Raw genomic sequence first — 14,698 nt, forward strand, 5'->3', positions numbered from 1 at the left:
AAAATATAATCTAAAAGTGATTATTTCACTTCTTCGTAGTCAACATCCTGAACGTTGTCACCACCGTTAGCATCACCTTGTGGTTGTGCATCCTGCGGAGCTCCCTGAGCATCACCTTGCTTGTACATTTCTTCAGAAGCATTTTTCCATGCCTCATTCAATTTGTCTAAAGCCGGTTGGATAGCTGCTAAATCCTGGCTTCCGTGAGCTGCTTTCAAATCAGTCAACGCGCTTTCAATAGCTGCTTTGTTACCTTCAGATAGTTTTTCACCAAATTCTTTCAACTGGTTTTCAGTCTGGAAAATCATGCTGTCAGCTTCGTTCAATTTTTCAATTTTCTCTTTAGCTGCCTTGTCAGAATCTGCATTAGCTTCTGCCTCTTTTTTCATTCTTTCGATTTCTTCCTGAGTCAATCCTGAAGAAGCCTCAATTCTGATATCGTGTGATTTTCCGGTTCCTTTATCGGTTGCAGAAACTTTGATGATACCGTTAGCATCAATATCAAAAGTTACTTCAATCTGAGGGATTCCTCTTCCTGCCGGCGGAATTCCATCTAAGTGGAAACGTCCGATAGTTTTGTTATCTGCCGCTAAAGCTCTTTCTCCTTGCAAAACGTGGATTTCAACCGATGGCTGGTTATCTGCTGCAGTAGAGAATACCTGCGATTTTTTTGTTGGGATTGTTGTGTTTGACTCAATCAATTTTGTCATAACACCACCCATAGTTTCGATACCAAGAGAAAGTGGTGTAACGTCTAACAACAATACGTCTTTTACATCTCCAGACAAAACTCCACCTTGAATAGCAGCACCAATAGCTACTACCTCATCCGGGTTAACTCCTTTAGATGGTTTTTTGTTGAAGAATTTCTCTACTTCTTCCTGAATTTTAGGAATACGTGTAGAACCTCCTACAAGGATTACCTCATCAATATCTGAAATGCTTAATCCAGCATCTTTTAAAGCTTTTGCTACAGGAGCCATAGAACGCTTAACCAAACTATCTGTCAATTGGTCAAATTTAGCTCTGGTCAATGTTTTTACCAAGTGCTTAGGTCCTGTTGCCGTAGCTGTAACATATGGCAGGTTAATTTCTGTTTGTGCAGAAGACGACAATTCAATTTTTGCTTTTTCAGCAGCTTCTTTCAAACGTTGCAATGACATTGGGTCCTGACGCAAATCCAAACCTTCTTCAGCTTTGAATTCTTCTGCCAACCAGTCAATAACAGCCTGGTCAAAATCATCACCTCCTAAGTGTGTGTCTCCGTTAGTAGACAATACTTCGAAAACTCCATCACCTAATTCAAGGATAGAAATATCAAAAGTACCACCTCCTAAATCGTAAACGGCAATCTTTTGATCTTTCCCTTTTTTATCCAAACCATAAGCCAATGCAGCTGCAGTAGGCTCGTTGATAATACGCATTACTTTCAAACCGGCAATTTCACCAGCTTCTTTTGTTGCCTGACGTTGCGCATCGTTAAAGTAAGCAGGAACTGTAATAACCGCTTCTGTTACAGACTGACCTAAATAATCTTCAGCTGTTTTTTTCATTTTTTGAAGTGTCATTGCAGACAATTCCTGTGGCGTATAAAGACGTCCGTCGATATCCACACGTGGTGTATCGTTATCACCTTTTACTACTTTGTAGGCAACATTTTGAGCTTCTTTATTACTTTCAGAGAATTTATTTCCCATGAAACGCTTGATAGAAGCAATAGTTTTAGTTGGATTGGTCACTGCTTGTCTTTTAGCAGGGTCACCAACTTTGATTTCACCACCATCAACAAATGCAATTACTGACGGCGTTGTTCTTTTTCCTTCAGCATTAGGGATTACAACTGGCTCGCTACCTTCCATTACAGCAACGCAAGAGTTCGTTGTTCCTAAGTCAATTCCGATTATTTTACCCATGTTTTTATATGTATTTTGTTTTTTACTAGTTTTATAAACTCGTGAACTAGTAGACAATCTTTATGCCAAGCGTTAAAATCTTTAAAATTGTCAGTTTTTGTTAAAATTGACATTTTTAAATCTGACAAGATGACATCATTGCTTTTATCTTTCAAAATACTCAAAGGCATCAATAATATCTAAATAGACCCCGTCAAAATTGGCGTCTATAATTTTATTAAGATAGGAATTATCATTCTTATAAATAATCTTCTGCCAGTCTTCATTCCAATATTTTACTTTGAAATTGCCCGGCCAGTCCGGATTTTCGGTAGCCATCCAATCCGGCTTAGAGGTATTCCACGAGGGCTGCCAATAGTAACGGTAGTTTTCAGATTCTCCAATTGACATATAGCAAATTACCATCCGCTTTCCTCCATTGGCTTTATTACGCAATTGATTAATTTCTACGGCTGTAAACTGTTCATCGTTGAAAAACAGGTCCATAATGATTACATCATAATTTGTTGCCTTTACCGCATTGATAAATGCCAACTTTGAAGTAAAATTCTCTGAATTTATAAGATAAAGAAAGTTTTTCGCCTGTGACAGATTTGCAACTACTGCATCATTGGAGTTATTGGGAGCCGTGGCCGGAATTGCAGTCAGGTCGCGTTTTGGGGCAGCATAGGAAATATAACCGTTTGCAGTATTAACCTGATAGGAGTTACTGGCTTTTGAAGGTGAAGAGCAATAATCTGTGACCAATATGGTTTTTCTGTTACTTTTGGAGACATTTAAAAAGCCTTTCAGATAGTTTGAAATACCTGTAGGAGTTGCCTGGTCATCGTTATCATATCCGTAAAACAAATCTTCCTGACCGTTTCCGTCAATAGCATTTAAGTAATCCTGCGACGGATTGCCATCAGCTTCTCCATTCACAGTAACCAGTTCTATTCCGTTTTGGGGAATGACAGCAAAACCGGGCTTAATACTTTTTGCCTTTTGACTAATTCCGATAACGAAATTACGCATGTCTTGTCTGAAATCACGGTTTTCGACATCAGGAGTCGTTGCGTCATTATCTTTGTCACAACCCAAAAAGGCCAATGCTATTGCCAGCAGGACTAACTTTTTCATGTATTTTTTTATATGATAACGATAGTATCTGTTTTTTAGTCTCAATCAACTAAAAACAAAGCATTACTGAATAGTAAATTTCCATTTTCCCAAAACCCTCTAAAAAGAGGATTGTCGACCATATAAATCACCTTTCCCCTGCCAACCGGTTCTACGGCAAATGAAACCGTATTCCCTAGTTTCTTTTTCAGGTTGGCACCAATGAATCCGTAACTTTTATAATTTTCCGGAACATAGGCCACATTCCATACATTTTTAAGAACCTTAAAATATTTGTCGGATGTTTTCAGACTATAATATTTGTCACCCAATCCATAAGAAAGCGGATGGGTTTTGTCCAACACATTTTCTATTATGGCACCCGGAACACCATTTGACACAGAACGTCTTTCCATTTTTTGGTATTCCTTAAAACGCGATGTCAATGCTTCCTCATCACTTTGTTTTTTGGCAGCATCTTTTTCTTCATTGGTTGCAAACTGTGTCAGATTGTAACCTTCCCTGTTTTCAAATAAACTTAAAGCATTTTGAATAGCGATTATTTTACCTCCTTTTGAGATAAAATCGTCAATACTTTTCCTCTGACTGTCTGACAAATCATACCATCCATCAGCTAAAATCAAGGTATTATAATCGGTCAGATTAATCATTCCTAAATAATCCGCATCCAAAATACTTACCGGATAATCTATAATCTGGTCCATATAAAACCAAACCTGCCCGAAATCTGTCGGACTGACATTTTTCCCACTTAAAAGAAGAATTTTTGGTGCTTTCAGCAATTGGAAGTTTTCGCCACCCAAATCGGTTCCGCCAGTAGAAAAACCACTCTTAATGACACTATAATCATTTTTTTCTACCAAAAGCCCGGCCATTGTCTTTTCAAATTCGGGAAGCTTTGTATTATCCGATTTTAAAACAATCAAATCTCCCATGTTTAGCTTTATATCTCCAAAAGCCGAATTTTTTTTCGAATAACGAACCTTAACATTCTTCTTTAGTAAAGAAGCTGCAATTTTTGCAGAAGTCCTGTTGTTCCAGGGAATATAAAAAGCATAAGCCGTTTCAGGAAGCACTTTGGTATTGCTTATTTTGCTTTCCCTTGTTTTTATAACCAAAGCATTTTTAAGAGCATAGCTTTCTATTCCAAAAGCGTGAGGTAAAGCCCAGGCTGTAATATCATAGGTAAGACTGTCTGATAATCTCTGGTAAGGTTCAAATAACACTTGTGTCAGGACAGATTTTGGCTGACTTGCCTGTATAATCATATCTCCCGATTCTACAGAAAATGCTTTTTCTTTGTCTGATTGGTAATGGTAGCCTGAAAGTTTTTTTGTTTCGTCAGCATACGCAAATTGGATGTTATTCTGCTTTAGCATCACGGCAAGCTGTTCGGCCTTACCATCATTTTTTATAACATAGGTTTTGTATTTTCCTTTAGGATTTTGCCTGCTGTCTTTAAAGTAAGCCTTGAAATCAGCTATTAGCTTTTCTTTTCTGCCTGAAGCGGTTTCAACGGCAGTCAATACCGCAACTGTATGGTGGTTAATACGGTCCTGCAAGGTCAATATGTTCCCGTTTTGCATTAAAACGGCTCTTCCCGCTCCTATTCCACCCTGCTCATAAGTCATTCCTATCGCACCGTTAAAGCTAGGATAAGTATCGCCATAACTCGGATAGAATAAATCAAAACGCTCTCTGGTATAATAATTCCAACCTTCAGCATCAAACTTTTTAGATGTATTCTCTCCTATCACATTATGGAAATCACGTTGCGGTTTGGTTATAAAATCATGGAATGGTTCCGCAGCCGGAGGAAAAAAATATGGCTCGTTATAGCCCATTTCATGAACATCTACATGCACTTCCGGCATCCAGCGGTTATACAAAACCATTCGCTGCTGGGTTTCAACCTGAGTCTGCCAGGCCCAATCCCTGTTCAGGTCATAGGCATAATGATTCTGTCTTCCTCCCGGCCAGGGCTCTATGTGTTCACGGTCTGTCAATTCGGGATGCAGGTTTTTACCCGATATGTCGCGAAGCCAGTTTCCATATCTTGAAAAACCATCCGGATTCAGACATGGGTCCAGTATCACGATTGTATTTTCAAGCCATTGTTTTGTTGTTGTATTCTGCGGATTCAATAGCTCATAGGCTACTTTCATTGAGCTTTCTGCCGCTCCTATTTCGTTGCCATGTACGTTAAAACTTAACCAGACTATGGCCTTTTCTGTTTCTGCAGCAGGCTTTTTGTCTGTCATACCTATAGAATACAAATGATAGTCGCGTATAGCTTCCAGATTTTTCAGATTTTCCGGTGTAGAAATATAATAGACATTCAGGCTTCTTCCCTGCGAAGTAAAACCGTAAGATTCGTGTTTTATATATTCTGAATTTTCTTTTAGGTATTTAAAATAGGCTTCTATTTCATGATAAAAGCTTACCTGTTTCCCGTATTCGGGTAAAAAATCGGCAGGACTTTTAAGTTGGGCATAACCTGAAAGGCTGAAAGCTAGCAAGAAAGCAAAAAGTAGCTTTTTCATAAAACTGTTTAAGTGTTTGTGCTTCAAATGTAGGAAATTAACCTTTAGAACTTAAAAGTTACTAACGTAGATACTAAATTTTGTTAGAAAACGAAGAATTCGCAAAATCGACTTCTCTTATTTCACTATTTCTATGAGGTAAGCAATTATGCCCCACCACTATTGTACATTTAATAAATTTACAACGTTTTCGCAATCGTAAAAAATATATATTTGCATAAAATTGCCTCTCATAATTATGGAAGAATGTATCTCGGTATTTGATATGCTTAAAATTGGCGTCGGACCCTCAAGTTCCCACACTCTTGGGCCTTGGCGTGGTGCAGAACGTTTTTTAAATGAACTTCGTGAAGAAAATATATTAAGCAAAGTAATCCGGATTAAAGTAGATTTGTTTGGCTCGCTTTCCCTAACCGGAAAAGGCCATGCAACTGATTTAGCGGTTATGCTAGGGCTTACCGGCGCAGACCCGGAATACATTCCTATTGACAGTATCGACAAGACCATTTCTGAAATAAGAAAAAACAAGCAGTTGCATTTGGCTGGCGAAAGAATGATTCCATTCGATATGGATACGGATATCGTATTTAATAAAAACTTCCTGCCTTTCCATTCTAACGGTTTTACATTTACGGCCTATACGCCGGATGGCGAATACGAATCGACATTCTATTCTATTGGTGGCGGTTTCGTAGTTAAGGAAGAAAGAACAAATGCCGCTAAAAAGGAAATCATTAAATGTGCTTTCCCTTTTCCAATACAAAATGCAGTAGAATTACTCGACTATACAGTCAAAGAAAACAAGAGTATTTCTGAAATCGTTTATGAAAACGAAAAGTCAATGCGTACTGAGGAGAATATCCACAATGAATTGATCCGTGTTTGGAATACGATGCTGGAATGCATGTATATTGGTTGCCATTCCGAAGGCATCCTTCCCGGAGGATTAAACGTTCGAAGAAGGGCTTTTGACATGCATCAGAACCTTATTGGCCTGGCAAATTACAGCAATCCGCAGGAATGGTTGGAAACCATCCGCAAAACGGAAGTAAAATTCCGCCAGATTCTAAAATGGGTTAGCTGTTTTGCTTTAGCTGTCAATGAAGTCAATGCCTCCTTAGGAAGAGTCGTAACGGCTCCTACTAACGGAAGTGCAGGCGTAATTCCGGCCGTGTTGATGTATTATATGGTTATCGAAAACCATCAGGCAGGAGAAAAAGAAATCAAGCAATTCCTTATGGTAGCCGGAGAAATTGGAAGTATTTTCAAAAAAGGAGCTACCATTTCAGCCGCTATGGGAGGTTGCCAGGCAGAAATAGGCGTTTCTTCCGCTATGGCGGCAGGAGCCTTATGCGAATTAATGGGAGGAAGTCCGGCACAGGTACTTATGGCCGCAGAAATTGCCATGGAACACCATTTGGGAATGACCTGTGACCCAATTGGGGGATTAGTACAGATTCCGTGTATTGAAAGAAATACGATGGGTGCCATTAAGGCCATCAACGCAGCAGAACTGGCTCTTGAAACTGACCCTAAAAATGCCAAAGTTCCTTTAGACAAGGTAATCAACACTATGTGGGAAACCGCAAAAGACATGAATACGAAATACAAAGAAACATCAGAAGGCGGACTAGCTATTAGTGTGAATATGGCCGACTGCTAAAAAGACAGCAAGATAAAAGTACAGCAACCTGAAATTTCAGGTTGTTTTTATTTATACCCTATTGCAAAACCAATTCCGCAAAACACTAATTTTGCTTAAACTCTTATTCCCTTTTTCGCTTGAAAAAAATTCTCATCATTGACGACGAAGAAAAACTAAGAAGCCTCATGGCCCGGATTATCGGTCTTGAAGGTTTTGAAGTCATTGAAGCCGGCGACTGCAAATCCGGACTAAAAAAGATAGAACAGCATGCTTTTGATGTTGTGCTTTGCGATGTCAAGCTTCCCGATGGAAATGGTGTTGACCTGACCCTAGCTATAAAAGAAAAATCACCGCAAACCGAAGTGATTCTGCTTACCGCCTACGGAAACATTCCTGATGGTGTGCAAGCTATAAAAAATGGCGCTTTTGATTATATCGTAAAAGGTGATGATAATAATAAAATTATCCCGCTGCTTCATCGGGCTATTGAAAAGGCAAACCTGACAAAACGTATTGCCCAGTTAGAAGCCAAACTCGAAGATAAGCTTTCGTTTGACGGAATTATAGGCGATTCCAAACCTTTATTGCAATCCATCAATCTGGCTAAAAAAGTCGCACCTACAGATACTACTGTGCTGCTAACAGGAGAAACCGGTACAGGAAAAGAAGTATTTGCAGCTGCTATCCATCAATCAAGTTCAAGAAAACATCAGAATTTTGTGGCCATAAACTGTTCAGCTTTTAGTCATGATTTGCTCGAAAGCGAAATGTTCGGTCATCTGGCAGGCTCTTTTACAGGAGCTACAAAAGACAAAAAAGGGCTGTTTGAGGAAGCCAATGGCGGAACCATATTTTTAGATGAAGTTGGCGAAATGGCCCTCGACCTTCAGGCAAAACTGTTACGTGTCATTGAAAATGGCGAATTCCTGAAAGTAGGTGAAAACAAACCTACCAAAGTTGACGTACGGATTATAGCCGCTACCAATAGAGATTTGCCTAAGGAAATAGAATCAGGGCATTTCAGGCAAGATTTGTTCTACCGTCTTTCCGTATTCCAAATCCAATTGCCTGCCTTGCGGGAACGCGTTACTGATATTGAACCGCTTGCCAAACATTTTCTGAATTTCTTTTCACTGAAAACCAATAAAAAAATCAAGGCACTATCTGATGAATTTGTGCAGTTACTAAAATTGCATACCTGGCCGGGAAATATCCGTGAACTAAAAAATGTATTGGAACGCAGCGTTATTCTGGAAACAGAAGCCATTCTGACAACCGATTGCCTTCCTATGGAAATACAGCAATTAAAAATAGCCAATACTTCCGGAGAATCTCCTCTATTGTCTGCTTTTTCTCTGGCTTCTGCCGAAAAAATCCATATCCAGAAAGTATTGAACTATACGAACCATAACAAAACCGAAACCGCAAAACTGCTGAATATTGCTTTGACAACACTATACAGAAAGCTGGAAGAATACAAAATCAGCTAAATTATATTACAGGCAAGGTATGCTCCATTTAATTAGCAGCCGTCTTTGCGAGGGGCACGTTTGTAAATTATTTTACCATCTTGTTCTACATAGTCGACCGATACAATTGGATAGTCATACTTAGGTGCGTATGACACAAAATTGCTTCTTATAGTTATTTTGCCGTTAGCTTTCAGGCTGCGCAATTGTTGAAATTCATTAGACTTTTCCAACCCAAAACTGAGAATGTAATAATCGTCATTAATCCCGGCCATCACTCCAAAGCCTAATCGGGAGCCTGGCGGAAGCGAAAGAGAGGTTATAATAGCTTCCATATTGGCGGAATAACTTATATGGCTTCTTATCTTAGCAGCACTGGCAAGCACTTTTTTTCCTTCGGGCGACGTTTCCCATTTTTTGTATTGTATACCATCTGGGGAAGCTTCCCATTTTTTCCTTTCGGCTTTCGCTTCAGCAGCAGTAAGTAGCTTTGAAGCTGTTTTTTTAGAAGTTTCATTTTTGATTTCGCAATTAGCAAATACGAACCCGCATACCACAACCAGGGGTAAAATCAGCGCATAAATAACTTTTCTCATTTTTTTGTAATTTTAATTAGCATTCTTTTATTTTTCATATCCTATTGAAATTGTTTCAGCGAAACTACTTTGTTATTTTTGGGTTTGAGGGAGTTAGATTGTAAATTAAAATGTAACCTTTGTAAATAAATCGTAAATAATATGTCTGATAGCCGAAATCTCTTCTCCGGGAAACGTAAGTATCTGTTTGGATTAATATTACTTTCGTTTATTTCAGTAATCTTCGCAGCTTTCAGCATGGCGGATAAGGACGATTTTGATATCGCCAGAAGGGAAGTTTTGCTTCGCAAAATCGGACATGAACTACTTTTACAATCCGGAGACAGTGTATCGAGAGTTCTTCCGGTAAAAAAGATTTCAGAAAATGAATACCAGATTAGTTTCGAAAAGGAATTTAGTTTTCAACCGGACTCCCTGGCGAATACAACACGGCGTTTGTTGGCTAATGACCCTTTGACATCCGATTATGTTGTTAATGTCATAAACTGTGGTAATTCCGATGTAGCTTATGGATATGCCATATCCAAAAACAGAAAAGAGGACAACATACCCTGTATAGGCAGAATACAACCCAAAGCATGTTACATAATCAACATTAAATTCAAACCAACAGGTATAAATACAGCAAAGAATGGGTATCTTTTGGCCGGCCTGCCGTTTTTAGCATTGGTTGGTTTTCTTTTTTTAAAATCTGGTACAACCCGAAAGCGAAAAACATTACCGGACAGTAAGGATACCGACACCTTCACTTTAGGTTCGGTTTTGTTCGATGCTAAGAATCGGAAACTGATAACAACCGAAAAGACAATAGACTTAACAGGAACAGAAACCCGTCTACTGCTTATTTTCGCATTGTCACCCAATGAAACTATAGAAAGAAGTCGTTTGCAAAAAGAAATATGGGAAGACGAAGGTGTTATTGTAGGGCGCAGTCTGGATATGTTCATTTCAAAACTTAGAAAAAAATTGGAATTGGACTCCAACATCAATATAGTTGTTATACGCGGCAAAGGGTATAAACTTGAGATTACCTCTTAAAGAAATTAAATACCTATCGTTTTGAAAGTACCAACCCTATCGTTTTGATAGGGTTTTTCTTTTTGGTTACAGTCCAAAAAAATATAATTCCTAGATACTAAAGGGTTTACACAGTTTATCCAAAAATTGGTTCTGAATTTGGCATTAGGCATCAAAAATATCTTAATCATTATGAGAAATTTCAATGATAGCCTAATCAAAAAAATGGAGCGCCTTGCCGAAATAACCATCAGCAGCCTCCAGCTCGGTAAAATGGCACGTACTAAAAGATGCCTTGCACTTGCCGAGGAATTGCTCATCAAGGGCAATAACGAAATGAAAAACGCAATCACCAATGTCTATCTGTTTTCCGTATCGCATTATATGGAAATAAACAGGTTGGAAACATCGAGACTGCTCCCAATTGCGCTTCACAAAGAATACGTCAAACAAATTAATGCTTCCGGAGTATGATAGTTGCCATTCTCACCATCACAGGGCTGCTCTGCTTTGCCCTTTTCTATGTTTCCATCTACTATTTCGATAAAATCTAAAATTATGATAGCCTTATTAATTATTGCTCTGGCTGTTTTTGCCTACATCGTTTACGTCTTACTTAAACCTGAAAAATTTTAAACCATGAATACCGAAATTACAGGAATTATAGCCATGTTTGTCCTGACACTGCTTCTGGCAATACCGTTAGGAAAATACATTTCAAAAGTATATTTAGGGCAAAAAACTTTTTTGGACCCAGTTTTTCAGCCCATTGAAAAACTATTTTATAAAATAAGCGGTATCGATTCTAAAAAAGAAATGAACTGGAAACAGCACATGGTTGCACTGGTTGCCATTAATGTGGTCTGGTTTGTTTTAGGAATGATTGTGCTTCTCTGTCAAGGTTGGTTGCCGTTGAATCCGGATAACAATCCCAACATGACGCCTGACCTGGCTTTCAACACCATTATTTCCTTTTTAGTAAACTGCAACCTGCAGCATTATTCCGGAGAAACCGGAGTCAGTTATTTAAGTCAGTTGTTTTTAATGTTCCTTCAATTCGTTTCTGCGGGAATCGGATTGGCTGCAGCTGCTGTACTTTTCAATGCATTAAAAGAAAGAACAACGGAAACGCTGGGTAATTTTTACAATTACTTTATCAAATCCTGTACCCGTATTCTTTTGCCTATTTCCGTAATCGTAGCAACTATTTTGCTTTTTAACGGAACTCCAATGACGTTTGAAGGGAAACAGGCAATGACAACCCTTCAGGGGGATTCTGTTGAAGTATCAACCGGACCAGCTGCAGCATTCACCGCCATAAAACATGTGGGGACAAATGGCGGAGGATTTTTCGGTACCAATTCAGCCCATCCACTTGAAAACCCTAATTACCTGACCAACATTGTAGAAATGATTGCCCAGATGATTATTCCATTTGCCATGGTATTTGCTTTAGGGTTTTTCTTAAACAGAAGAAAACTATCCTGGATGATTTTTGGTGTAATGACAGTCGGATTCCTTGCGTTGACTATTCCAACCGTAATTACAGAAATGAATGGAAACCCTGCCATAGCGCAAATGGGAATTGATACAACCTCTGGCGCTACCGAAGGTAAAGAAGTGCGGTTTGGAGCTGCCGCATCCGGATATTGGAGCATTGCTACAACCGTTATCTCAACAGGTTCTGTCAATTCAATGCACGACAGCGCCATGCCTCTATCCGGAATGAACCAGTTACTTGCCATGATGATTAACTGCTTTTATGGAGGATGTGGTGTAGGGATATTAAACTTTTACATTTTTATTATCCTTGCTGTTTTTATAAGCGGACTCATGGTAGGCAGAACTCCTGAATTTCTGGGTAAGAAAATCGAAGCCCGCGAAATGAAAATCGCCATGATTATTGCCTTACTGCATCCTTTCTTAATATTGGTTGGAGTTGCGCTTTCAACAGCATTTCCGGAACAAGGTGCCAGCACATTGAACAATCCGGGATTTCATGGATTTAGTGAAATCTTATACGAATTCACCTCATCTGCGGCCAATAACGGAAGTGGTTTTGAAGGTTTGGGCGATAATAATCCGTGGTGGAATATTACAACAGGAATCGTATTGCTGCTTTCCAGATTCCTTCCCATAATAGGTCCTGTGGCAATTGCCGGAATCCTCGCTTCAAAAAAACACATTCCGGAAAGTGCGGGAACTTTAAAAACAGATACTTCAACTTTCGGATTAATGGTATTTGCTGTTATTTTCATCATTGCAGCGCTTTCCTTCTTCCCTTCCCTCACTTTAGGACCTATAGCAGAATATTTCACGCTTTATTAATCAAATGATTTTCAAAAATGAAAACTCAAAATAAATCACTGTTTCAGAAAGAATTGCTCAAAGAAGCATTCGTACAGTCTTTCCTGAAACTCAATCCTGCAACCCTGTTCCGCAATCCGATTATGTTTACGGTTGAAATCGGAACAGTAGTCATGCTATGCGTTTGTTTGTGGATATTGACCGGTGAAGAATCACAAGGTAGTTTTGTGTACAACCTTACCGTCTTTATAATTTTACTATTCACATTATTGTTTGCCAATTTTGCGGAAGCCATTGCGGAAGCAAGAGGTAAAGCCCAGGCGGACAGTCTTCGAAAAACAAGAGAAGAAACACCTGCCAAAAAAATATTTCCGGTTGGAGAAATGTATGTAGACGAACTTCAGATTGTTCCTTCCTCCAGCCTGGTTAAAGGCGATATCTTTATCTGTGAAGCCGGCGATACTATTCCAACCGACGGAGAAATCATTGAAGGTTTGGCAACTATTGACGAAAGCGCCATAACCGGTGAAAGTGCTCCGGTAATTCGCGAAGCGGGCGGAGATAAAAGTTCCGTAACAGGCGGTACAAAAGTCTTATCAGATAAGATTAAAGTTCGGGTGACAACTGAACCCGGCGAGAGCTTCCTGGACAAAATGATTGCATTGGTTGAAGGTGCATCAAGACAAAAAACACCTAATGAAATCGCACTGACTATTTTATTAGCAGGCTTTACCTTAGTTTTTATTATTGTCTGTACGACTTTAAAACCGTTTGCTGATTATGCCAATATCACTATAACCATCGCTTCTTTTATTTCTTTATTCGTCTGCTTGATTCCAACAACTATTGGTGGATTGTTATCTGCCATTGGTATTGCCGGAATGGACCGCGCCTTGCGTGCCAATGTCATTACAAAATCAGGTAAAGCGGTAGAAACTGCGGGTGATATTGATGTATTGCTGTTAGACAAAACAGGAACGATTACAATTGGAAATAGAAAAGCAACGCAATTTTATCCTACCGCTGGCATATCCGAACAGGAATTTATAAAGGCCAGTATTCTATCGTCCTTAGCTGACGAAACACCGGAAGGCAAATCAATCATCGAATTGGCAGGAAAAGAGGCTACAAAAAACCTTTCTATAGAAGGTGCCACGCTGATAAAATTTACGGCAGAAACACGCAGCAGCGGTGTCACACTTCCGGATGGTACCAGAATCCGAAAAGGGGCTTATGACGCTATCCGAAAATTAAGTGAAAAAGCAGGAAATACTTTTCCAAATGACACATCTGATAGAGTTACTGAGATTTCCAGCAACGGGGGTACGCCTCTGGTGGTTTCTGAAAATGATAAGGTTTTAGGAGTAATCGAATTACAGGATATTATCAAACCCGGAATACAGGAACGTTTTGAAAGGCTGCGCAGAATGGGTGTCAAAACCGTAATGGTTACAGGTGACAACCCATTAACAGCCAAATTTATTGCCGAAAAAGCCGGTGTGGATGATTTTATTGCGGAAGCCAAACCCGAAGACAAGATGAATTACATCAAAAATGAGCAAATCAAAGGGAAACTGGTTGCCATGATGGGTGACGGGACAAATGATGCTCCCGCTCTTGCCCAGGCCGATGTGGGCGTTGCCATGAACAGCGGAACACAGGCTGCCAAAGAGGCCGGAAATATGGTGGATTTGGATAACGACCCTACAAAACTGATAGAAATTGTAGAAATCGGAAAACAATTATTAATGACACGCGGAACATTGACCACTTTTAGTATCGCGAATGACGTTGCCAAGTATTTTGCCATCATTCCTGCCCTGTTCATCACCGCAATTCCTGCGCTGAAAGGTTTAAATATCATGCACCTGCATAGCCCGGAAAGCGCTATCCTATCGGCAGTTATCTTTAATGCAGTTGTGATTCCGTTTTTGATTCCGCTGGCTTTAAAAGGAGTCACTTATAAACCTATCGGAGCTTCTGCCCTATTAAGACGAAACTTATTGTTTTATGGATTAGGCGGTATCATTGTTCCTTTTATCGGAATAAAAATCATCGACATGATAGTTACATTATTCATCTAAACTAA

The 14,698-nt window shown here is 39.4% G+C and carries 11 protein-coding genes; 7 read left to right on the forward strand and 4 right to left on the reverse strand.

Features of this window, described 5'->3' with window-relative positions:
• Window positions 1-20: 20 nt before the first annotated feature.
• The 3 genes from dnaK to B0G92_RS09960 form a co-directional block, all read right to left on the reverse strand.
• Window positions 21-1,913: a molecular chaperone DnaK gene (gene dnaK, locus B0G92_RS09945; protein ID WP_056066637.1), complete on the reverse strand. Its 1,893-nt coding sequence runs from the start codon at window positions 1,911-1,913 to the stop codon at window positions 21-23.
• A 144-nt stretch (window positions 1,914-2,057) separates the two neighbouring features.
• Window positions 2,058-3,032, reverse strand: a complete 975-nt coding sequence (locus B0G92_RS09955; protein ID WP_101472455.1) for an endo alpha-1,4 polygalactosaminidase — start codon at window positions 3,030-3,032, stop codon at window positions 2,058-2,060.
• 41 nt (window positions 3,033-3,073) lie between these two features.
• A complete protein-coding gene (locus B0G92_RS09960) occupies window positions 3,074-5,575 on the reverse strand; it encodes a M14 family metallopeptidase (RefSeq protein ID WP_101472082.1) in 2,502 nt (833 codons plus the stop codon).
• Between the two features lie 238 nt (window positions 5,576-5,813).
• Between B0G92_RS09960 and B0G92_RS09965 the strand changes: the two genes are divergently transcribed.
• Window positions 5,814-7,238, forward strand: a complete 1,425-nt coding sequence (locus B0G92_RS09965) for an L-serine ammonia-lyase (RefSeq protein WP_101472083.1) — start codon at window positions 5,814-5,816, stop codon at window positions 7,236-7,238.
• Window positions 7,239-7,357: 119 nt separating this feature from the next.
• Entirely contained in the window at window positions 7,358-8,710 is a 1,353-nt protein-coding gene (locus B0G92_RS09970) for a sigma-54-dependent transcriptional regulator (RefSeq protein WP_101472084.1), read from the forward strand.
• A gap of 32 nt (window positions 8,711-8,742) precedes the next feature.
• Here the strand turns inward: B0G92_RS09970 and B0G92_RS09975 are convergent, their stop codons facing one another.
• Window positions 8,743-9,285 carry a hypothetical protein gene (locus B0G92_RS09975; protein WP_101472085.1) on the reverse strand — a complete coding sequence of 181 codons (543 nt, stop codon included), beginning with the start codon at window positions 9,283-9,285 and terminating at the stop codon, window positions 8,743-8,745.
• A gap of 141 nt (window positions 9,286-9,426) precedes the next feature.
• Here B0G92_RS09975 and B0G92_RS09980 point away from each other — a divergent pair, with 141 nt between their 5' ends.
• From B0G92_RS09980 to kdpB, 5 genes are all read left to right on the forward strand, one after another.
• A complete protein-coding gene (locus B0G92_RS09980; protein WP_101472086.1) occupies window positions 9,427-10,323 on the forward strand; it encodes a winged helix-turn-helix domain-containing protein in 897 nt (298 codons plus the stop codon).
• 171 nt (window positions 10,324-10,494) lie between these two features.
• Window positions 10,495-10,776: a DUF7674 family protein gene (locus B0G92_RS09985; protein ID WP_056066617.1), complete on the forward strand. Its 282-nt coding sequence runs from the start codon at window positions 10,495-10,497 to the stop codon at window positions 10,774-10,776.
• A gap of 84 nt (window positions 10,777-10,860) precedes the next feature.
• Entirely contained in the window at window positions 10,861-10,938 is a 78-nt protein-coding gene (gene kdpF / locus B0G92_RS09990; protein WP_101472456.1) for a K(+)-transporting ATPase subunit F, read from the forward strand.
• A gap of 3 nt (window positions 10,939-10,941) precedes the next feature.
• Window positions 10,942-12,630, forward strand: a complete 1,689-nt coding sequence (gene kdpA, locus B0G92_RS09995) for a potassium-transporting ATPase subunit KdpA (protein WP_101472087.1) — start codon at window positions 10,942-10,944, stop codon at window positions 12,628-12,630.
• Window positions 12,631-12,647: 17 nt separating this feature from the next.
• Window positions 12,648-14,693, forward strand: coding sequence for a potassium-transporting ATPase subunit KdpB (gene kdpB, locus B0G92_RS10000; protein ID WP_101472088.1), 2,046 nt, complete (start codon window positions 12,648-12,650; stop codon window positions 14,691-14,693).
• Window positions 14,694-14,698: the final 5 nt, after the last annotated feature.

It is taken from the genome of Flavobacterium lindanitolerans, assembly GCF_002846575.1.
Taxonomy (GTDB): Bacteria; Bacteroidota; Bacteroidia; order Flavobacteriales; family Flavobacteriaceae; genus Flavobacterium; species Flavobacterium lindanitolerans.

Excerpts from the sequence above, each read along its gene's own strand:
- dnaK (WP_056066637.1), bottom strand. The coding sequence starts at position 1,913 with ATGGGTAAAATAATCGGAATTGACTTAGGAACAACGAACTCTTGCGTT.
- B0G92_RS09955 (WP_101472455.1), bottom strand. The coding sequence starts at position 3,032 with ATGAAAAAGTTAGTCCTGCTGGCAATAGCATTGGCCTTTTTGGGTTGT.
- B0G92_RS09960 (WP_101472082.1), bottom strand. The coding sequence starts at position 5,575 with ATGAAAAAGCTACTTTTTGCTTTCTTGCTAGCTTTCAGCCTTTCAGGT.
- B0G92_RS09965 (WP_101472083.1), top strand. The coding sequence starts at position 5,814 with ATGGAAGAATGTATCTCGGTATTTGATATGCTTAAAATTGGCGTCGGA.
- B0G92_RS09975 (WP_101472085.1), bottom strand. The coding sequence starts at position 9,285 with ATGAGAAAAGTTATTTATGCGCTGATTTTACCCCTGGTTGTGGTATGC.
- B0G92_RS09980 (WP_101472086.1), top strand. The coding sequence starts at position 9,427 with ATGTCTGATAGCCGAAATCTCTTCTCCGGGAAACGTAAGTATCTGTTT.
- B0G92_RS09985 (WP_056066617.1), top strand. The coding sequence starts at position 10,495 with ATGAGAAATTTCAATGATAGCCTAATCAAAAAAATGGAGCGCCTTGCC.
- kdpF (WP_101472456.1), top strand. The coding sequence starts at position 10,861 with ATGATAGCCTTATTAATTATTGCTCTGGCTGTTTTTGCCTACATCGTT.
- kdpA (WP_101472087.1), top strand. The coding sequence starts at position 10,942 with ATGAATACCGAAATTACAGGAATTATAGCCATGTTTGTCCTGACACTG.
- kdpB (WP_101472088.1), top strand. The coding sequence starts at position 12,648 with ATGAAAACTCAAAATAAATCACTGTTTCAGAAAGAATTGCTCAAAGAA.